20 protein-coding genes are annotated in these 20,291 nt (G+C 68.4%); 16 read left to right on the forward strand and 4 right to left on the reverse strand.

All coding sequences use genetic code 11. The features are described from left to right. From HRC28_RS08295 to HRC28_RS08340, 10 genes are read left to right on the forward strand one after another with little or no spacing between them, the layout of a single operon-like run. On the forward strand, positions 1-924 hold the full coding sequence (locus HRC28_RS08295; protein ID WP_182379647.1) for an ABC transporter permease: 924 nt from the start codon (positions 1-3) through the stop codon (positions 922-924). Next, complete coding sequence (locus HRC28_RS08300) at positions 921-2,240, forward strand: MCE family protein (RefSeq protein WP_182379648.1); 1,320 nt, start codon at positions 921-923, stop codon at positions 2,238-2,240. The genes HRC28_RS08295 and HRC28_RS08300 overlap by 4 nt, the downstream gene beginning before the upstream one ends. Next, the gene (locus tag HRC28_RS08305) at positions 2,237-3,262 is read left to right on the forward strand and encodes an MlaD family protein (RefSeq protein WP_182379649.1); all 1,026 of its coding nucleotides are present in this window, start codon (positions 2,237-2,239) and stop codon (positions 3,260-3,262) included. Before HRC28_RS08300 ends, HRC28_RS08305 begins: the two co-directional genes overlap by 4 nt. Continuing rightward, the gene (locus HRC28_RS08310) at positions 3,262-4,278 is read left to right on the forward strand and encodes an MCE family protein (protein WP_182379650.1); all 1,017 of its coding nucleotides are present in this window, start codon (positions 3,262-3,264) and stop codon (positions 4,276-4,278) included. Before HRC28_RS08305 ends, HRC28_RS08310 begins: the two co-directional genes overlap by 1 nt. Further along, a complete protein-coding gene (locus HRC28_RS08315) occupies positions 4,275-5,315 on the forward strand; it encodes an MCE family protein (RefSeq protein ID WP_182379651.1) in 1,041 nt (346 codons plus the stop codon). The genes HRC28_RS08310 and HRC28_RS08315 overlap by 4 nt, the downstream gene beginning before the upstream one ends. Next, positions 5,312-6,637, forward strand: coding sequence for an MCE family protein (locus HRC28_RS08320; protein ID WP_202033272.1), 1,326 nt, complete (start codon positions 5,312-5,314; stop codon positions 6,635-6,637). The genes HRC28_RS08315 and HRC28_RS08320 overlap by 4 nt, the downstream gene beginning before the upstream one ends. Beyond that, positions 6,637-7,821, forward strand: a complete 1,185-nt coding sequence (locus HRC28_RS08325; RefSeq protein ID WP_182379652.1) for an MlaD family protein — start codon at positions 6,637-6,639, stop codon at positions 7,819-7,821. Before HRC28_RS08320 ends, HRC28_RS08325 begins: the two co-directional genes overlap by 1 nt. A gap of 11 nt (positions 7,822-7,832) precedes the next feature. Further along, on the forward strand, positions 7,833-8,435 hold the full coding sequence (locus tag HRC28_RS08330) for a hypothetical protein (protein ID WP_182379653.1): 603 nt from the start codon (positions 7,833-7,835) through the stop codon (positions 8,433-8,435). Continuing rightward, entirely contained in the window at positions 8,432-8,938 is a 507-nt protein-coding gene (locus HRC28_RS08335; protein ID WP_182379654.1) for a hypothetical protein, read from the forward strand. The genes HRC28_RS08330 and HRC28_RS08335 overlap by 4 nt, the downstream gene beginning before the upstream one ends. A 13-nt stretch (positions 8,939-8,951) precedes the next feature. Further along, complete coding sequence (locus tag HRC28_RS08340) at positions 8,952-9,746, forward strand: hypothetical protein (RefSeq protein ID WP_182379655.1); 795 nt, start codon at positions 8,952-8,954, stop codon at positions 9,744-9,746. Here the strand turns inward: HRC28_RS08340 and HRC28_RS08345 are convergent. Continuing rightward, a complete protein-coding gene (locus HRC28_RS08345) occupies positions 9,733-10,326 on the reverse strand; it encodes a mismatch-specific DNA-glycosylase (RefSeq protein WP_182379656.1) in 594 nt (197 codons plus the stop codon). The genes HRC28_RS08340 and HRC28_RS08345 overlap by 14 nt on opposite strands. A 94-nt stretch (positions 10,327-10,420) precedes the next feature. On the opposite strand from HRC28_RS08345, the gene HRC28_RS08350 reads away from it, so the two are divergent. Then, positions 10,421-11,677, forward strand: coding sequence for a site-specific DNA-methyltransferase (locus HRC28_RS08350; protein WP_182379657.1), 1,257 nt, complete (start codon positions 10,421-10,423; stop codon positions 11,675-11,677). On the opposite strand, the gene HRC28_RS08355 is transcribed toward HRC28_RS08350, so the two are convergent. Next, positions 11,580-13,037 carry a wax ester/triacylglycerol synthase family O-acyltransferase gene (locus HRC28_RS08355; RefSeq protein WP_237111751.1) on the reverse strand — a complete coding sequence of 486 codons (1,458 nt, stop codon included), beginning with the start codon at positions 13,035-13,037 and terminating at the stop codon, positions 11,580-11,582. The two genes, HRC28_RS08350 and HRC28_RS08355, sit on opposite strands and share 98 nt — an antisense overlap. A 101-nt stretch (positions 13,038-13,138) precedes the next feature. On the opposite strand from HRC28_RS08355, the gene HRC28_RS08360 reads away from it, so the two are divergent. Continuing rightward, positions 13,139-14,686, forward strand: coding sequence for an FG-GAP-like repeat-containing protein (locus HRC28_RS08360; RefSeq protein ID WP_182379658.1), 1,548 nt, complete (start codon positions 13,139-13,141; stop codon positions 14,684-14,686). A gap of 21 nt (positions 14,687-14,707) precedes the next feature. Here HRC28_RS08360 and HRC28_RS08365 read toward each other — a convergent pair whose 3' ends face one another. Further along, on the reverse strand, positions 14,708-15,841 hold the full coding sequence (locus HRC28_RS08365; RefSeq protein ID WP_182379659.1) for a glutamate--cysteine ligase: 1,134 nt from the start codon (positions 15,839-15,841) through the stop codon (positions 14,708-14,710). 44 nt (positions 15,842-15,885) lie between these two features. Between HRC28_RS08365 and HRC28_RS25325 the strand changes: the two genes are divergently transcribed. Then, a complete protein-coding gene (locus HRC28_RS25325) occupies positions 15,886-16,497 on the forward strand; it encodes a threonine/serine exporter family protein (protein ID WP_272902671.1) in 612 nt (203 codons plus the stop codon). Next, positions 16,491-17,246 carry a threonine/serine exporter family protein gene (locus tag HRC28_RS25330; protein ID WP_272902672.1) on the forward strand — a complete coding sequence of 252 codons (756 nt, stop codon included), beginning with the start codon at positions 16,491-16,493 and terminating at the stop codon, positions 17,244-17,246. Before HRC28_RS25325 ends, HRC28_RS25330 begins: the two co-directional genes overlap by 7 nt. A gap of 19 nt (positions 17,247-17,265) precedes the next feature. On the opposite strand, the gene HRC28_RS08375 is transcribed toward HRC28_RS25330, so the two are convergent. Then, positions 17,266-17,874 (reverse strand): TetR/AcrR family transcriptional regulator, encoded by a 609-nt coding sequence (locus tag HRC28_RS08375; RefSeq protein ID WP_182379660.1) that lies wholly within the window; start codon positions 17,872-17,874, stop codon positions 17,266-17,268. Between the two features lie 41 nt (positions 17,875-17,915). On the opposite strand from HRC28_RS08375, the gene HRC28_RS08380 reads away from it, so the two are divergent. Further along, positions 17,916-19,451: an NAD(P)/FAD-dependent oxidoreductase gene (locus HRC28_RS08380; protein WP_182379661.1), complete on the forward strand. Its 1,536-nt coding sequence runs from the start codon at positions 17,916-17,918 to the stop codon at positions 19,449-19,451. Then, entirely contained in the window at positions 19,448-20,284 is an 837-nt protein-coding gene (locus HRC28_RS08385; RefSeq protein ID WP_182379662.1) for an SDR family NAD(P)-dependent oxidoreductase, read from the forward strand. The genes HRC28_RS08380 and HRC28_RS08385 overlap by 4 nt, the downstream gene beginning before the upstream one ends. Positions 20,285-20,291 lie beyond the last annotated feature (7 nt).

The following is a 20,291-nucleotide window of genomic DNA, read 5'->3' on the forward strand; positions in this document are numbered from 1 at the left end:
ATGGCGATCGGCACCCGACCACCGACCGGCCCGCCAGGCAAGGGGGGCATTCCGCCCACCTGGGGACGGCCGCCCAGCCGCAAGCCCGGCCAGGTCGTCGTACCCAAGCGCCCGTGGTGGGACCGCCGCCTCGACGGCCTGGTCCAGAGCGGCCGCGACGTCCGGTTCTACGGCACGGTCATCGCCGGCATCCCCAAGGCGATCCGGCTCTACCCCAAGGAGATCTGGCGGGTCCTGTCCGAGGTCAGCTTCGGCACCGGCGCGCTCGCCGTCATCGGCGGCACCGTCGGGGTGATGACCGGCATGAGCCTGTTCGTCGGCACCGTCGTCGGGCTGCAGGGCTACGCCGCGCTCGACCAGATCGGCACCAGCGCCCTCAACGGCTTCATCTCCGCCTACTTCAACACCCGCGAGATCGCGCCGCTCGTCGCGGCCCTCGCCATGTCGGCCACCGTCGGCGCGGGCTTCACCGCGCAACTGGGTGCCATGCGGATCAGTGAGGAGATCGACGCGGTCAAGGTGATCGGACTCGATGCCGTCCCGTTCCTCGTCTCGACCCGGGTCGTCGCGGGCTTCATCGCGATCATCCCGCTCTACGTGATCGGGTTGCTGACGTCGTACTTCGGGAGCCGGTTGGTCACCGTGCAACTGCGCGGCCAGTCCGCGGGCACCTACGACCACTACTTCCAGCTCTTCCTGCCACCGGGCGACATCCTGCTGTCCTTCGGCAAGGTGCTCGTCTTCGCGGTGTTGATCATCCTGATCCACTGCCGGCTCGGGTACTACGCCAAGGGCGGACCGGCCGGCGTGGGCCTGGCCGTCGGTCATTCCGTACGACGCACGCTGGTCGTCGTCGCGCTGCTGGACCTGGCGCTGTCGATGGCGATGTGGGGCACCACGACGACGGTGAGGATCGCCGGATGAGCGCGCCCATGACCCATTCGATGAGCCTGGGCCGCGCCCGCGACGCCGCCCTCGGCCTCGGCTACATCGCGCTGGTGCTGGCGATCCTCGCCGGCACCTGGCTGGCCTACAACCAGGTGTTCGCCGACCGGTCCGAGATCACCCTCACCACGGGGACTCTCGGCAACGCCCTCCTCGAAGGCTCCGACGTGAAGCTCAACGGCGTACCCGTCGGCACGGTCGACAAGATCGAACCGCGCGACGGGGGAGCGACGCTCACCCTCGCGCTCCAGCCCGACGTCCTCGACGAACTGTCGACGACGACCACGGCCCGGTTGCTGCCCAAGACGCTGTTCGGCGAGCGGTACGTCGCCCTCATGGTCCCGTCGACCAAGGGCAAGGCTCTCGAAGCGGGCGACACGATCGCCCAGGACTCCTCGTCCTCCGCCGTCGAGCTCGAGGAGGTCTTCGACCAGTTGTTGCCCGTCCTGCAGGCGATCCAGCCCGACAAGCTCTCCGCGACGCTCGGCGAACTCGCCCTCATGCTGCGCGGCAACGGTGCCGACATCGGCACGACGATGGTCGCCTGGGGCGACTACCTCCACAAGCTGAACCCGCTCGCGCCGCAGATGATGGACGACCTCGAATCCTTCGGCCGCGTGGCGCAGACGTACGCCGTCGCCGCGCCCGACCTGGTCGACGCGCTCGACAGCATGACCACCACGTCGGCGACCCTGGTCGACCAGCGCACCGAGGTGAACGACCTGTTCGCCAACGTGATCGTCGCGGCCGACGACGCCCGCGAGTACGTCGCCGCGAACCAGTCCACGATCACCGTGTTGTCGGAGCAGAGCCGCCGTGCACTGGAGGCGGTGGCGCTGTACGCCGCGCAGTTCCCCTGCCTGTTCAAGTCGCTGCGCGACTTCATCCCGGTGATGGACAAGACCCTGGGCAAGGGCACCAACGAGCCCGGCGTGCACGTGGTGCTGAACGTGACGCCGTCGCGCGGGAAGTACCTGCTCGGTCGCGACGACCCGCGCTACGCCACGCAGGGCAAGCCCCGTTGTCCCTACCAGGACGGCAGCGTCAAGCCCGTTGGGAACCGTCCTGTCGCCTCCGCGGACACGCCCGAGCAGGTGCCGCCCCCGCCGAGCGACCGGATCCGCAACACGTTCGCGGCCGGTGCCGGCCTCGGTGAGGCCAACTCGCCTGCCGAGAACCAGTTGATCGCCGAGTTGATGGCGCCGACCGTCGGCGTCAGCCCGCGCGCCTACCCCGCCTGGGGCAGCCTGCTGGTCGGACCGTTGCTCCGCGGAGCCGAGGTGGAGGTCCGATGAGCCGCAACCGGAAGCTCGCCACGACGCTGACCAAGTCACTGGTCTTCGCCATCGCCACGATCCTCGCGACGCTGGCGCTGGCCGGCACGATCCGCAACAGCAGCAGCGGACCGAACGACGAGTACGTCGCCCTGTTCACCGACGCCACGAGCCTCAACAAGGGCGACGACGTCCGCATGGCAGGAGTGAAGGTCGGCACCGTCACCGGGATCGAGGTCACCGACGACCGGATCGCACGCGTGAGGTTCACGGTGGCCGAGAGCGCGCCGCTGAGCGAGGGATCCACCGCAGAACTGCGGTTCCGCAACCTCGTCGGCCAGCGCTACATCGCCGTCCAGCCGGCCGACGTACCCGGCAAGCGACTGGCTGCTGGCCACGTCTTCGACCTCGACGACACGCAACCGGCCCTCGACCTCACCGTCCTGTTCAACGGGTTCCAGCCGCTCTTCCGGTTGCTGGACCCCAACGACGTCAACGAACTGTCGGGGCAGATCATCGCCGTCTTCCAGGGCGAGGGCCCCACTGTCGAGGGCCTGCTCAGCAGCACCGCCAGCCTGACCTCGACGCTGGCCGACCGCGACCAGGTGATCGGTGACCTGATCACCAACCTGAGCTCGGTGCTCGGCGTCGTCGAAGAACGCTCCGGCCAGCTCGACACGACCCTGGTCACCCTGCAGCAACTGGTCAGCGGACTCGCGGAGGACCGCGAGACCATCGGCTCCACCATCGAGGGGATGAGCGACCTGTCCAGCAGCGTTGCCGGTCTGCTCCAGGAAGGCCGCGCGCCGCTCAAGGGCTCGATCAAGGCGCTGGGCGACCTGTCCGCCGTCCTGGCCGACAACGACGAGGTCATCGCCAAGTTCCTCCAGACCCTGCCCACCAAGCTCGACCGGGTCGGTCGACTGAGCAGCTACGGCTCCTGGGTGAACTTCTACGTCTGCTCCATCGAGGGTCGGATCCCGCTCCCCGAGGGCTACTACGGCGATCTGGGCGTCCAGCCCGTCGCCGGGAGGTGCAAGTGATGACCAAGCGCTATTCGACCTCCTTCGCCGAACGCAACCGCGTGGTGATCGCGGTGATCGGCCTCACCGCCCTCGTCGCCACCTTCTTCGCGACGTTCTACGCCGAGGACCTGCCGGTCATCGGCGGTGGCGACCGCCACCAGGCCTACCTCGCCGAGACCGCCGGGCTGCACGCCGGCGACGAGGTCCGGGTTGCCGGGGTCAAGGTCGGCAAGGTGACCGACATCGAACTCGTCGGCAAGCAGGTGCTGGTCACCTTCCGGGTCAAGGGTGTCGAGGTCGGCGACCAGTCGACTGCTGCGGTCAAGATCAAGACCCTGCTCGGCAAGAAGTTCCTGTCCATCGACCCACTCGGCACCGAGGCGCTCGACGGTCCGATTCCGCTCGAGCACACCACGACGCCGTACGACGTCAACGCGGCCTTCTCCGACCTGTCCTCGACGATCGGCGAGATCGACACGGCCCAGCTCGAGGAGAGCCTGAACACCATGTCCGAGGTGTTCGCCAACACTCCGGAGTCGGTGAAGGGCATGGTCGACGGACTGTCGCGGTTGTCGCGGACCATCTCCAGCCGCGACGACGAACTGGGGAAGCTGTTCGCCTCGACCAACAAGGTCACCGGCACCCTCGCCACCCGCAACGAGGAGCTCGGCGCGCTGGTGTCCGACGGCAACCTGCTGCTCACCGAGCTGGCCAACCGGCGCGAGTCGATCCGCACGATGCTGCGGAGCACGGCGGCGCTCGGCAAGGAACTCCAGGGCCTGGTGCGGGACAACGAGAAGCAGCTGACTCCTGCCCTGAAGAAGCTCGATCGCGTGTCCGCCGTACTGCGGGCCAACCAGACCCACCTCAACGACGCGCTGAAGGTGCTCGGGCCGTACTACCGGATGCTCACCTCGGCCATGGGCAACGGCAAGTGGATCGACTCCTACATCTGCGGTCTCTTCGACGCCGACGATGCGCCGGTGCTCGACAACGACGTGGTCCGCGACTGCAAGCCGGGAGGCGCCCGATGAACGCGACGACAACGTCCAGGATCCGCTGGATCGCCATCGCCACGGGCATTGCGCTCGTCGTGACCGGGGTCGTGGTCGGCCTGCGGTTGCTGCGCGACACGACCGAGTTCACCGCCGAGTTCGACGCCACGGTCGGGCTCTATCCCGGGTCCGACGTGCAGATCCTCGGCGTCCCGGTCGGCGTGGTGACCGCGGTCGAACCGCGAGGTGACGGCGTGCTGGTGACCATCGAGCTCGACGAGGGCCAGAAGGTCGCGAAGAACACCGGCGCCGTCGTCGTCGCACCGACCCTGGTCAGCGACCGCTACGTCCAGCTCACCGAACCGTGGGACGGCGGCCCCGCTCTCAAGGACGGCGCCACGATCGCGAAGACGGCGGTACCCGTGGAGATCGACGAGATGTACGAGAGCCTCGTCGACGTCAGCGATGCGATGGGTCCCAACGGCGCCAACCGCGACGGAGCACTGTCGGACTTCCTCACCACGATGGCGAAGAACCTCGACGGTCAGGGCGCCGACATCAACACGATGCTGTCGGACTTCTCCGACGCGTCGGCCACGATCGACGGCTTCGACAAGGACTTCTTCGACACCGTGAGCCACCTCGACACCCTCAACACCACGCTGCTCAAGAACGACACCGGCGTGCTCGGGGCCAACAAGCAGCTGGCGGTGGTTGCCCAGTACCTCGCCGAGGACCGCGAGAACATGTCAGCCGCGATCCTCGAGCTCGGCGATGCGATGGCCCTGCTCGAAGGCTTCGTCCACGACAACCGTGCGGCGCTGAAGAAGAGCGTCGACGGCCTGCTCGGCCCGACCCGGGTCCTGGTCAACCAGAGGAAGTCGATCGACGAGGCGGTGCGCACCATTCCGCTGGCCCTGCAGAACTTCCTGAACGCCTACGACCCCCGCACCAACACGATCAGTGGCCGCGGCAACCTCAACGAACTGACGGTCTGGACCGAGGACGGCAAGACCGCACGTTCGTCCGCTGATGCGCCCCCGGTGATGCTGCCCGGCGTGGACGGAGGGCAATGAGCATGCGGATCTCCGGCAGCTTCCGTCGTACGACGGCCGCAGGGGTGGCCGTACTCGGCCTCAGCCTCAGTGGGTGTGGTGTCCTCAGCGGCGGCGTCTACGACGCACCGCTCCCGGGTGGCGCGGACCTGGGCGATGACCCGATCACCATCAGTGCCGAGTTCGAGGACGTGCTCGACCTGGTGCCCCAGTCGAGCGTCAAGGTCGACAACGTCGCGGTCGGCCGGATCTCGGAGGTGACCCTGGCCGACGACGGCCGCACGGCCCTGGTGGAGATGGAGGTGCGCTCCGACATCGACCTGCCCGCGGCCACCACCGCCCGGCTCCAGCAGACCTCCCTGCTGGGTGAGAAGTACGTCGCCCTGGTCCGCCCCGAGGCCGGAGGCCCCAGCAGCACAGGCGGTGCGCTGGCCGACGGCGCCCTCCTCAAGACCGGGGAGACCGACGCTGCGGCCACGGCCGAACAGGTCCTCGGTGCTCTGTCGCTGGTCCTCAACGGTGGTGGGATCGGGCAGTTCCAGGAGATCTCCCGTGAGCTGCAGGAGGTCAACGGCGGTCAGACCGGAGAGATCAAGGCGTTCCTCGAGGAGACGAGCCGTTTCGTCGGGGTCCTCGATCGCCGCAAGAGCGCCATCACCGGTGCCATCGACGGCCTCGCGAAGTTGGGGGAGTCCCTCGAAGGCGACCGCGACCAGATCGCGAACGTGCTGGAGAAGTTGTCGCCCGGCATGAAGGTGCTGGTCGAGCAGCGCCCGCAACTGACCCGGATGCTCACCGCGCTCGACAAGCTGTCCAAGGTCACGGTGAGCACCCTGAACGCGTCACAGAAGGACATCGTCGCGGACTTCAAGGCCCTCGAGCCGATCCTGCGCCAACTGGCGAAGGCGGGCAGCGACCTGCCGCACTCGCTGGAGATCCTGCTGACCTACCCGTTCCCGGACTCCGTGTTCGGCGCGATCCGGGGCGACTACCTGAACGTCTTCATGACGACGAACTTCCGCACCCTTCCTGCGGGGTGTGCGGCGATCGGCTGCGCCTGGCCGCAGCCGGGCGGCGGGTCGGCGGTGAGTCCCAGATCCAGTGTCCCCGGGGACCTGCCGCCGACCATGCTGCCGTCGACCGACAGCGCGACGCCCGGTCTTGGTACGCCCAGCCTGCCCGGGCCGTCGATCGTGCCGTCCGAGAGCGGGTCGGGCAGCCCCTCGGATCCGGGGAGCAGTGGGACGCCCAGTGGGAGTCCCACCGATCCGTCGACGAGCGACAGCCCCACCCCGGGCTCGTCGGACAGCGCCTCCGGTGGCATCAGTGAAGGGAGTCAGTGATGCAGCAACTCACCCGCACCGTCCATGTGAAGCTCGGCATGTTCGTGCTGGTCGCCCTGCTCGGCACCAGCTACCTCGGGGCGATGTACGTCGGCTTCACGCCGTTCAGCAACGGCTACCAGGTGACCGTCGCGCTCCCCGAGGCCGGTGGCCTGTTCGTGAACTCCGAAGTCACCTACCGCGGCGTCCAGGTCGGTGAGGTCACCGACCTCACGCCCACCAGGGACGGGGTGGAGGCCACGATCGAGATGAAGCCGGATGCCCCCGAGATTCCGGCCGATTCGACGGTCCAGGTCCGGAACCGGTCAGCGATCGGTGAGCAGTACCTCGACCTCCGCGGCGCCGACACCGACAAGGTGCTCGCCGACGGCGACCACCTGAGCGGTGGCATCGAGTCGGTGCCGCAGGACCTGTCCGAGGTGCTGCGGTCCGGTCGCGACCTGGCCGGGTCACTGCCGTCGGACGACCTCACCACCGTGATCGACGAGGGGTACCTGCTCTCGCGGGGACTCGGTGAGGACATGTCCCGGTTGCTGGAGACCTCGCAGTCGTTCCAGAAGGCCGCCGACGACAACTTCCTGGTCAGCGCGTCACTCATCCGCAACTCCCGCCAGGTGCTGCGCACCCAGGAGGAGTCGAGTACGGCGATCCGCGCGTGGAGCAACGATCTGGCCCTGTTCGCGGCGACCCTGGCCGACTCCGACGCGGACCTGCGCACCCTGATCGGCAACACCCCCGGTGCCACCAGGGAACTGAGCCTGCTCATCCACGACGTCGGCCAACCGCTGGCGATCCTGATGAACAACCTGGTCTCGACCGCGACCGTCTTCGGGGTCAACTCCAACGGGGTGCGCGACGCGATGATCCGCCTCCCGGAGATCGTCAGTGTCGGTTGGGCGACCACGAGTTCGCAGGGCATCAACCTCGGCCTGGTGCCGACGTTCTTCGATCCGTTGCCATGCGTCGCTGGCTACAGTGGCACGGCGAAGCGGCGGGGCACCGATGCCACCGAAGGCAAGCCGCTGAACACGAAGGCCGGTTGTACGGCGCCGCGGTCCCAGGGCAACGTGCGCGGGGCGCAGGCCGTCGACGAACCGACAGCGGGACTCGGGCGCAGGGCCGTGCCCGGTGCCACCATCAACGAGGTCGACGGACTCGGCGACCTGTTGGGTGGTGTCCAGTGACGAAGAGCCCAGTGACGAGCGTGGAGGAGCAGGACATCAAGAGCGAAGAGTCGACTCCGTTGGTCGAGCCTGCAGAGCCCGATGCGGTGGTCGAGCCTGTCGAGACTCGCGGCCGGGGCGTCGAGTGGGCGGTGCTGGTCATCGCGGCGCTCATCCTTGCCGCCGGTCTCGTGTCCTGGCTGAAGGCCGGTGACCACGACGCCAAGGCAGTCGAACTGGCCGAGTTGCGCGACACGGTGCTGATCTCGGCCCGCGCCAACATCGAGACCATGAACACCCTCGACTACCGCGACGTGCCGGGTGGCCTGGAGAAGTGGCAGGACGTGTCCACGGGCACGCTCAAGGACCAGATCGCCGGGACCGACGAGGAGACCCGGGCGCTGATGAAGGACCAGGGCAAGGTCTCGTCCGGCAAGGTGGTCGACGCGGCCGTCATCGACTTGACTCCCTCCACCGCGACGGTGATCGCCTCGGTGGAGGTGACCGTTCGCGACGGCGCCGACCCCGATGCCGCACCGACGGTGAAGCGCAATCGCTTCGCGGCCGACCTGGTCAAGGTCGGCGGCACCTGGTTGCTGGAAACCCTCGACCAGGTGGCGGTGGACCTCTCATGATGACGCTGCTCCGACGCCACCTCCTGCTCGTGGTCGCTGTCGTCGTACTCGCTGCCGGTGGGCTGGCGTTCTGGCAGGCCGACCGGGTCCGTGGCGTCGACAACGTCGGCAACCACGCGGTCGTCGACGCGACCCGCACGACCGAGGTCCAGTCCGCGATCGCCGCCGCGCTGGTGCGCGTCTTCAGCTTCTCGTACGACGACCCGGCGCCGACTCAGCAGGCCGCGAAGGAGTTGCTGACCGGCAAGGCCAGCGACGAGTACGCCCTGCTCTTCAAGTCCCTCGAGGAGAAGGCGCCCGGCCAGAAGTTGGTCCTCACCGCGCAGGTCCAGATTGCCGCCGTCAAGGAGCTCAAGGGCGACAAGGCGTCGTTGCTGGTGTTCCTCGACCAGGCCTCGCAACGAGTCACCGACAAGGAATCCACCGTGTCGGCAGCGCAGTTGTCCATCGACGCCGAACGCGTGGACGGGACCTGGCTGATCACCAGCATCACGCCGCTGTAGTTGGATGGCCGGCATGGCCCCTCCGGAACGTCGTCAGGAGCGCGAGCGCCGCGCGCGACGACTGTGGCGGCACTATCAACCGCCGACACCCGACGAGGTGGAGCCCGAGGTCGACGCGCAGCAACCCTGGGCCGCGTATCGGCGCCGCGAGCCGGCGGCGCCCGCCCCTGCCACGGCCACCGCTGCCGCGCGCGCCCAGGCCGCAGCCGCCAAGGCTGCCGAGCGGGCCGCCAACCAGGCCGCCGTCGAGGCCGGCGACAAGGTCCTGCGCAACATGGTCTTCAAGTTGTTCACCTTCGCGGCGCTCCTCGGGGGCGTAGCCGTCGTGGGCAATCTCGACGGCTTCAGCGGGCAGGCGACGGAGTCCAGCCACGAGGGTCCCGACCCGCGCACCGCCGAGGGGATCGAGCACCTGTCGGACCTGCTCGAGGCGGCAGTCGGTGACGACCAGGTCGTCGCAGCAACTCTTCGCGACGACGGGGCTTCGTTGAGCGTGCCGAGTGGTTCCGGGGCGCGCGACGTCACTGTCTACTCGTGGAGTCGCTGGGACCCGGACGAGCTCAGCTTGTTCTACTCCAGCACGGACAGCGGCACTGCATTTGATCTGGGTGACTTCGACGCGGCGGCCTTCGCGCCACTGCTGTCCGCAGCTCGGGATCGGCGAGGTGTCGGAGTCGACGAGGGTGAGCTCGTCCTCCACCACCTGGCCGAATCGCCCGTGTGGGTGGAGGTCACCGTCGACGATGACAACGGCAGCGGCGACACCGATCACGCGACCTTCGACGGCGAACTGGTCAGCCCGGACTGACGATCCCGGCCGCCTCGGCGACCTCGCGGTAGGCATCGGCGAGCGTCGCGACGGTCTCGTGGGCGTTCAGTCCGCTCGGGTTCGGCACCACCCAGAGCTCGGCACCGGCCAGGTCTTCGGGCTGGCGTCCCTGCACGGCCTTGGGCTGCCCGAAGGCCGTGCGATAGGCGGTGATCCCGGCGACCGCGACCACCCGCGGCGCACGTTGGGTGACGAGGGTGGTCAGTGCAGCGCCACCCTCCCGCAGTTCGGCGGCCGTGAGTTCGGACGCCTTGACGGTCGCCCGACGCACCAGGTTCGTGATCCCGATGCCCCGCTCGCGCATCATCGCGCGGTCCTCGTCGGTCATCCCGTTGGCCGGGTCGATGGGGCGCTCGATGACGCCGCCCTTGAGCAGCGCCGGGTAGAAACGGTTGCCCGGGTGCGCGAAATGGGTGCTCGTCGCGGCGGTCCACAGTCCGGGGTTGATGCCGACGAAGAGCAGGCGGAGCGGCTCGTCGGGTGCGGTCGGCAGGAGGTCGGGGACCTCGGCGTCGCGGAAGGACTCGAGCTCCGCTCGGGAGAAGGTACGGCGGGCCATCTCGCCATTCTCACGGATCGTTGTGATGTCCTGCGTGCACCAGGTGAACGCCAGACTCCACGTTGATCGCCTGGCTGCGTGCGACGATGCCCGCATGGCCGGTCCGTGGAACACGTTCGTCGAGGGGGACAACCTCGACGTGCTGCCCACGCTCGCCGACGGCTCGTTCGACCTGATCTACCTCGACCCGCCGTACAACACGGGCAACGGGTTCGCCTACAACGACGACTTCAAGGGCGCCCGCGGCGCAGGTGCGGCCGGTCGGCACCTGGCCTGGGTCGAGTACCTGCGACCGCGACTGGTCGCCGGGCACCGCGTCCTGGCTGACACGGGCGCGATCTTCGTCAGCATCGACGACCACGAGGTCGCGCACCTGCGGTTGCTGATGGACGAGGTGTACGGCGAAGCGAACTTCCTCGCGCAGATCGTGGTCAACCTCAACGCCAAGGGCCGGCAACTCGGCCGCGGTTTTGCGACCTCGCACGAGTACGTCCTGGCGTACGCGAAGGACGCTGCGACCTGTGTCCTCGACGCGTCGTCGTCGACGACGGTCGTGGATGCGGACTTCCCTCTGGTGGCCGATGACGGCCGGCGCTATCGCCGCCTTCCGTTGCGCAACACCAACAAGAAGTTCAACCCGCTGACGGCACCGACCCTGCACTTCGCGGTGTGGGGCGACCCGCTGACCGGCAGGGTGGCGACGGCGCCGTTCGAGGGCGCCGTGAAGGTCAAACCCGTCTTCGGTGACGGGGCCCCGGCGGTCTGGCGCTGGTCGCGTCCGCGGATCGACGAGCGCCCTGACGACCTGGAGTGCCGGGTCGTGCAGGGAGCGAGCGGCGAGCGGATCGACGTCTACCAACGCGATTGGCGGCACCCGGTGGGCGGGCGGCGCAAGAAGCTGCGCACCATCTGGATGTCCGAGGAGATCGGCTCCACGGACACGGCGGTCGCCGAACTCAAGGAGATCCTCGGCCACGTCTTCGAGTCACCGAAGCCGACCGGCCTGCTCCGCCGCATCCTCGACACGATGCCCGACGACTGTCGTGTCCTCGACTACTTCGCCGGCAGCGGCACGACCGGCCACGCGGTGGCGCTGGCGAACCTGGCCGACGGTGGTCGTCGTACCTGCCTGTCGGTGAACTCCGCTGAACCGACGCGGGCCGGTTCGAACGCGGCGCTCGCCGGCTACGCCACCGTCTCGGCCATCACCCGAGCACGCCTGCAGGCCGTCGCCGACCAGCTCGGCGGTGGCCTCAGCTCAGACCCGCCGCCTTCTCCAGTGCGCCGATCTCGTCGTCGAGGTAGGTCAGCAGCCGCTGCAGGTGAGGAACCGTCCGGCGACAGCCGGTGAGCCCGAACGCCATGTTGCCGTCGTACGACGTGCAGGTGATGTTGAGCGCCATGCCGTTGATCGGGATCGACAACGGGTAGTTGCCCACCAACTTGGCGCCGTTCCAGTAGTGCGGCACGCGCGGTCCGGGGACGTTGCTGATGACCAGGTTGACCGGCGCCTGGACGATCCCCTGCAGGCCCAGCAGCGGGAGCACGATCGAGGGCGTCATGCCGATCGCGCTCATCGCCACGATCTGCAGCGGCGTCATCGAGGACAACGCGTCCTTGCCGTCCTTCATCGAGCGGCTGATCGACCGGAGCCGCTCACCGGGGTCGGCCACGTCGGTGGGGAGCCGCACCATGATCGAACCGACGGCGTTGCCGCCGGCGCCCGACGCGGTGCCCGCCTGCTTGGCGTTGAGGCCGATCGGCACCATTGAGACGAGGGGTACGTCGGGCAACTCGCCGAGTTCGTCGAGGTAGGTCCGCAGGGCTCCGCTGCACATGGCGAGGACGACGTCGTTGATGGTGGTGCCGGTGGCCTTGCCGACGGCACGGAGCCGCTCGGTCGGCCAGTCCTGCGCTGCGAAGCGTCGCGCTCCTGTGATCGACTGGTTGAAGATCGTGCGCGGCGCCGACATCGACACGGCCGAGGTCTCGTTGCGCATGCCCTTGCGGAGCGTCTTCATCAGGGCCATCGGCAAGCCAGCGGCCTCGCCGCTGATGCTGAGCGCCGAGCGGAGTACGTCGACGGGCAGGCCTGCCGCCGTACTCGCGACAGCGCCGGCGGCGCCGGCCGCGGCTGCGGGCAACGACTCGGCCTCGGGGGCCTTCTTCCTGCGCGAGGCGCCCTCCGCGAACGGGGCGGGCATGTTTCGTCGGTCCGGGTCGGTCGACAGCACGCTGGCGAGCAGGCGCATCGCGGAGATGCCGTCGACCAGGCCGTGGTGCATCTTGGTGTACATCGCGACCCGGCCGTCGGCCAGGCCTTCGATGATGTGGGCCTCCCACAGCGGGCGTTCCCAGGCCAGGCGGGTGGAGTGCAGTCGCCCGCAGAGTTCGAGGAGTTCGCGGACCCGACCCGGTTGGGGGAGCGCGCTGTGGCGGACGTGGTGCTCGATGTCGAAGGCCTCGTCGTCGCGCCAGACCAGGGCACCTGCGGTCGCCACCGATCGATGGGGGTGCTTGAGGAAGAGCGGCGCGATCGCCTGGGTGTCGCGCATCGACTCGAACATCTCGCGGATGAAGTCGGGACCTGCGTCCTCGGGCTTCTCGAACAACTGCAGCGACCCCACGTGCATGGGCATGTTGCGGTTCTCGGCCAGCAGGAAGCCCGCGGCGGTGGGGTCGATCGGCCGGAAGGACGGAGCAGAAACCACAGGTGACCTTTCGTTGCAGGACCTCGATAGTGGCGTGTCGTGAGTGCGGTCACAAGCACTTCGGACGTTTCGGGGCAGGTCTGTGGTGGGAGAGACTGGGCGTGAGCAATTTCTCGACCCCTGCTGGGTGGTACCCCGACGGCAACGGCTGGGAGCGGCGCTGGGACGGCTCCGGGTGGACTGAGGAGCGGCGCCGGATGGCCGAGCCGACGCAGGTCCGACCCGCGATCCCGCCGACAGCCCCGCCCGCCACGACACCGCCGGTGACCGCGGCACCCCAGGGACTCCCCCCGCAGGGCCCCCCGCCGCAGGGGGCTCCGGGTCAGTACGCCACCCCGCAGGGGCAGGCGCCGACCGCTGCCAGGCAGCAGTCCTACGGCCATGTGCCCTCGGGCAACTCGCTGGAGACGCCGTACCCGGGTTCGTACGGCCAGTCCTTCGCCGGCTACCAGGGCGGACCGCCGAAGAAGAGCAAGTTGTGGCTCTGGCTGACCCTGGGCCTCGTCCTTCTCCTGGGCGTCGGGGCCGGTGTGGTCCTCGCGGTCGTGCAGCCGTGGAGCGACGACGACTCGTCGTCCACAAAGGGGACCGATCCGGACAAGCCGAGCGGCAAGGTCGCCATCCAGGGCGACATCACCGGCGACAACCTGGGTGACGCGCTCTACTACCTCTACTACGAGTACGACGACGTCAAGAAGGTCACCGCGACCAGCAACGGCAACGGCTTCGAGCTGTCCGAGGTGGCGGTCGAGCCCTACGACGAGCCCGAGGAGATGTACTTCGACTGGGACGGCGACGGCGTCAACGACAAGCTCTCCTGGAAGTTCGTGCTCTCGGGCAAGCAGGTGACCTTGTCGTCCAGTGCCGGCGACCAGAACTTCACCCTGTCCCTCTCCTCGTTGAGGCAGTACGACAGCGGAAAGATCCGCGTCGTCAACGGCGACTTCGATGCCGACGGTGACCTGGACCTCGCCATTGCCGGGTCCAACGACAAGGTCGTCGACGTGAACGTCCTGTTGAACGACGGCAAGGGCACCTTCGCCGATCCGGTGCTCTGGCTGTCGATTCCCAACGCGGTCATCGACGCCACCCGGATCACCGCGGGCGACTTCGACAAGGACGGCGACGCCGACCTGTGGGCCGAGTTGCCGGCGGAACGCCTCACCGACGAGGACTACACGAACTACTACTCCGGTGACCGCGGCTACGCGCTGCTGACGTCGACGGGCAAGACGTTCACGCTCGGTGCGGTCAACAAGAGCAACCTCTACGACGACGCGCTCCTGGTCGGTGACGTCACCGGCGACGGTACGACGAACCTCGTGGGGGTGAAGGCCAACACCTACGAGCAGGAGATCGTGGTCACCGTCTACGACGTCTCGGGTGGCCAGTTCAAGGTGGTTTCAGGGTTCACCGGCAAGTCCAAGATCGGCGAGCGCGCGCTGCAGGGCGCCAAGCTCAGCGATGTCGACGGCGACGGCAAGGCCGACGTGGTCTTCGTCGTGAAGGGTTACGACGACACGAAGTTCTCCGGTGTCCAGGTGATGAAGTCGACGGGCGCGATCTTCGAGCCGGCCCTGGTCTGGGCTGAGACGCCGCAGTGCAAGGACGACAGCTGCCGGATCGAGTTCCTGCCGAACCTGCGCTGACCCCGGGCGGCTCGGCCCGACCTACTGGTCGAGCTCCTGGCGGAGCTCGGTCACGACGGAGTCGACGACCGCGACCAGGTCACCGTCGGTGCGCTCGGCCACCGCGCGTTGCCGGGCGTACGACGGTCCGCGCTTCAGCAGGTCCAGCACTGATGCGAGTTCCTCCTCGCAGTCGAGCTTGGCTGCGGTGGGCTCGAGCTGCGGGATCAGGTCGGCGAGGTCGTCGGTGACCAGGCGCTCGTTCGACTTGTCGTCGAGGATCACGATCGCGTCGACGCCGTACCGCGCGGAACGCCACTTGTTCTCCTGGACGTGCCACGGCGGCATGGTCGGCAGCGTCTCGCCTGCGGCGGCGCGGTCGTCGAGCCAGATCGCCAGGCAGTGCATCAGTGCCACGAGCGCGGACATGTCACTCAGGGTGGAGACACCGTCGCAGATCCGGTTCTCGAGGGTGCCGTGCTTGACGGCCGGGCGCACGTCCCAGCGGATCTCGCTGAGGTCGTCGATGACGCCGGTGACGATCTGGTCGCTGGCGAACTGCTCGAACTCCTCCCACCGTTCGAACTGGAACGGCAGGCCGGCCGTGGGGAGCTGCTGGAACATCAGGGCGCGGTTCGACGCGTAGCCGGTGTCGACGCCGTTCCAGATCGGCGAGGACGCCGACAGCGCCTGCAGGTGCGGGAAGTAGGTGAGCAGGGCGGACATCACCGGCATCACGCGGCTCTGCTCGGGCAGCCCGACGTGGACGTGCACGCCCCAGATCAGCATCTGTCGACCCCACCACTGGGTGCGGTTGATCAGCTCGGCGTACCGGTGGCCCTCGGTCAGCTGCTGCCCGGTCCACGACGCGAAGGGGTGCGTGCCGGCGCCGTACAGGTCGATGTTGAGGTCATCGGCCGCCGGGACGACGTACCGCAGCGTGTTGCGCAGGTCCGCCATCGCGTCCTTGACCGTCGGGCAGATCCCGGTGACGACCTCGACGGTGTTCTTCAGCAGCTCCTTGTGGAGCTTCTCCGGCTCCGGCATCCGCGGCTTGGCCCGCGCGAACAGGTGGGCCGCCTCGTTGCGGAGGTCGCGGGTCGTCCGGTCCACCAGCGCGAACTCCCACTCCACCCCCAGTGTGGGTGCTGCTGATCCGTGGAAGTCGATGCGCACCCGTTCAGCGTAGGGCCTGACCGGCGACCTGCGAGCATGGTCGGGTGGACGATCCGCGGACTCTGCATCGCACGCTCGACCTGTGCCTGAAGGTCGGCGAGGTGTTGCTGTCCTCCGGTGCCGGCGCGGCGGACGTGGTGGCAACGATGCGCGCGCTGTCGCGGGCCCTTGGCGTGCGACAGTCGCAGATCGATGTCACCTTCACCTCGCTCGCGATGAGCGTGCAACAGGGTCCCGACGAGTCGCCCGTGACGCAGATCCGCCAGGTCACCCAGCGTGAGATCGACTACGAGGACCTCACCCGCGTCGACCAGCTCGCGCGCGACGTGGTGGCTGGCCGGACCAACCTCGAGGAGGCGCGCACGACCCTCGCCCGGATCGTGTCCTCCGGGCACGTGCGCCCGCGGTGGGCGGCGACGCTGGGCTGGGGGCTGATGTGCTGCGGCATCGCGGTGCAGCTCGGGGGCGGACCCGTCGTCGTACTCGTGGCGATGCTGGCGGCCGTCTGCATCGACCGCCTCCAGCTGCTGATGACGCGGCGCAGACTGCCCGTCTTCTACCAGCAGATCGCCGGCGGGGTGGTGGCGACAGTGCTTGCCTCGGCCTGCACCCGGCTCGCCAGCCCTGGGTCCACCTCAACGCCTCGCTCGTGGTGACGGCGAACATCATCATGCTGTTGGCGGGAATCGGCTTCATGGGCGCGATCCAGGACGCGCTGTCGGGATTCTTCGTGACCGGCGGCGCCCGTGTCCTCGAGGCGGTGCTCGCGACGGCCGGCATCATCGCGGGTGTCAGCGGCGGGCTGTCACTGTGTGCGGCGGTCGGACTAGAGATCCCGCGGCTCGATCTGCCCCGGTTCGACCTCGTGAGCCTGTCGGCCGCGGCAGCGGGCGGCGGCATCGCCGCGGCCTCGTTTGCCTTCGCGTCCTACGCGCCGTGGCGGACCCTGTTGCCGGTCGGCGTCCTCGGCGGCGTCGGGATCGCCGCGACCGAGGCCGTCGCGCAAGCAGGCTTCGGCCGGACCTGGGCGGTCGGGGTCTCGGCGTTCGTGATCGGCCTGTTCGGCTACACCGTGGGTCGTCGCTTCCGCGTCCCGCCGTTCGTCGTGGTGGTCTCCGCCGTCGTACCCCTGCTGCCAGGCCTCTCGATCTACCGCGGCCTCTTCCTCCTCGGCGAGGAAGGCGGGCAGCAGGTCGCCGACGGCCTGCTGGCGATGGCCACGGCCGCGTCCATCGCGATCGCCCTCGCCGCGGGCGTGATCCTGGGGGAGTACGTCGCCCAGCCAGTGGTGCGTGAGGCCCGCCGCGTCGAGCAGCGCCTCTCTGGCCCGCGCCTGGTCGGCATCACCCGCCACCCCCGCAGGAAGCGTTCCGGGAAGGGCCGACTCGCGCGACGCGACGACTGACGCCGTCATCGGTGGACCGTCAGGGGAGCAGGTCGACCAGGGTGGGGAGGGACCCGGTGACCAGGTGCAAGAGGTCCTCGCGGGTGAGGCCGGCAGGTTCGTCGATCCAGGTGAGGACGAGGTCCTCGACCATGGCCTGCCAGGCGTGGATCACCAGACGGACGGCCGGGGTGTTCGCGATGACCAGGCCTCCGGGGTCGGCGGTGAAGAACCGGTCGGCGAGGGCAGCGAAGGTGGTTTCGTAGATCGCGCGGAGGTTGTCGTTGCTTCCGGACGCCGCCTTCACGAGTGAGCGGTAGCCGGCGGTGTTGGCCACGACGTAGTCGACGTACCCGGTGAGGGAGACCAGCAAGCGGTCGAGCGGTTCGCCCGACGACGGGGGAGCGGTCTGCTCGTAGAGGTCGTCGGCCGCGCGCTGCACGACCGCCTCGTAGAAGCCCTGCTTTCCGCCGAAGTAGTGGTAGAGCAGACCGCGCGAGATGCCGGCTTCCTCGGCGAGGAGGTCGATGGACAGCTCCTCGAGCGAGCGCGTCGCGAGCAGGCGCACGCCGAGGTCGAGCAACTGGCTGCGTCGTTCGTCGGGTGTCAGGCGAGTGCGGGAGGGGGTGGTGGCCGTCACGTGGACCATTCTATTGACAGATATTCAATAGTGGCAATAGCGTCCTCCCCATGAGTTCAACAACGAGTCCCACGCAGGTCGACCACCTCATCGTCGGCGCTGGCTTCGCTGGACTGGCCGCAGCCATCAAGCTCGACGAAGCAGGCGAGCGCGACCTCGTCGTGATCGAGAAGGACAGCGACGTCGGTGGCACGTGGCACATCAACACCTACCCGGGTGCCGAGTGCGATGTCCCCAGCCAGCTGTACTCGTACTCGTTCGCCCTCAACCCGGACTGGTCGAAGGTCTACTCCCCGCAGCCGGAGATCCTCGAGTACATCCGCAAGGTCGCCCGCGACTCGGGCACGCTCGACCGGTTCGTCTTCAACACGGCTGTCCTCGACTCGACCTGGGACGCGGCCACGCAGCGCTGGAACGTACGCACCGAGGGGCCTGACGGCCCCCGTGTGTACGCCGCCCGCACCGTCGTCTCGTGCGCCGGCGGGCTCTCCGAGCCCCGGGTGCCCGAGATCGAGGGCATCGACTCGTTCGCCGGCGAGATCTTCCACTCCGCCCGCTGGAACCACGACGTCGACCTGACCGGCAAGCGCATCGCCGTGATCGGTACCGGCGCATCCGCGATCCAGCTCGTCCCCGAGCTGCAGGAGATCGCCGGACACGTCGACGTCTACCAGCGCACGCCCAACTGGGTCATCCCGCGCAACGAGCGCAAGTTCACCAGCCTCGAGAAGACGGCGTTCCGCAAGGTGCCGGGCCTCCAGCGCGCAGCCCGCTCGGCGGTCTACTCGACGCTCGAGGGCCGGGTGCCGGCGTTCGCCAAGTTCCCCGACCTGCTCAAGGTCGTCGAAGCGCAGGGCAAGAAGAACATCCACGGCGCCATCAAGGACCCCGAGCTGCGTGCCAAGGTCACCCCGAACTACCGCGCGGGCTGCAAGCGGATCCTGATCTCGAACAAGTGGTACCCGGCGCTCGCCGCGGACAACGTCGACCTGGTCACCGACCCGATCGTGAAGATCACGGCCAACGGCGTCGTCACGGCCGACGGCACCGAGCGGCCGATCGACGTCCTCGTCGTCGCCACCGGCTTCTACGTGACCGAGCCGCCCATCGCCGAGCACGTCACCGGCAAGGACGGCCGCACGCTCGCCGACCTGTGGAACGAGCAGGGCATGGCGGCGTACAAGGGCACGACCATCCACGGCTTCCCGAACCTGTTCCAGATCGTCGGTCCGAACACGGCGCTGGGACACTCGAGCATCATCTTCATCATCGAGTCGCAGGTGAAGTACGTCGTCGAGGCCGCGAAGGCGATGCGCCGTGAGGGCATCGGCGCGTTCGAGCCCACGCTGTCCGCGCAGGACGAGTGGACCGCCGACATCCGTCAGAAGATGAAGCCGACCGTGTGGCAGACCGGCGGCTGCGCCAGCTGGTACCAGGACAAGTTCGGCAACAACACCACCCTCTGGCCGGGACAGACGTTCACGTTCCGCCAGCACCTGACAAAGTTCGACCTCGACAAGTACGACGTCGAGCCCGTCAGCGCCCCCGTCAAGAAGACCCGAGCCAAGAAGAAGGTCAGCAAGTGAAGGACTTCAAGAACAAGGTCGTCGTCATCACCGGAGCCGGCTCCGGCATCGGCCGCGCGCTCGCGCTGAACTTTGCCGACCGGGGTGCCCGCCTGGCCCTCTCGGACGTCAACGAGGCCGGTCTCGCCGAGACCGTTGAACTGGCGGAGAAGGCCGGCGCGCCCGACGTCCACACCGCGCGCCTCGACGTCGCCGACCGCGAGGCCTTCGTGGCGTACGCCGCCGCGGTGGCAGACCACTTCGGCCAGGTCAACATCGTCATCAACAACGCGGGTGTCGCCCTCGCCGGCAACGCCGTCGACCTTGCGTACGACGACATGGACTGGATCGTCGGCATCAACTTCTGGGGCGTGGTGCACGGCACCAAGGAGTTCCTGCCGCACCTGATCGCGTCGGGGGACGGCCACGTCGTCAACCTGTCGTCGCTGTTCGGGCTGCTTGCGATTCCCGGCCAGAGCGCCTACAACGCGACGAAGTTCGCGGTCCGCGGCTTCACGGAGGCGCTGCGCGAGGAGATGCTCATCGCCGGCCACAAGGTCGGGGTGACGTCCGTGCACCCGGGCGGGATCAAGACCGGCATCGCGCGGAACGCACGGGTCTCCGACAAGGAGGACAAGGCCGCCACGGCGAAGTTGTTCGACGAGAAGCTCGCGAAGATGACACCGGAGCGGGCAGCCGAGATCATCATCAAGGGCATCACGAAGAACCAGGCACGCGTGCTGGTCGGGCTCGACGCCCACGCCCTGCACAACTTCCAGAAGTTCACCGGCTCGCGCTACGAGGACATCGTCGCGCTGGTGTCGAAGAAGTTCATGCCTGCACCGACGATCTGAAAGTGGT

Origin of the sequence: Nocardioides sp. WS12 (assembly GCF_014108865.1) — a bacterium.
Lineage (GTDB): Bacteria > Actinomycetota > Actinomycetes > Propionibacteriales > Nocardioidaceae > Nocardioides.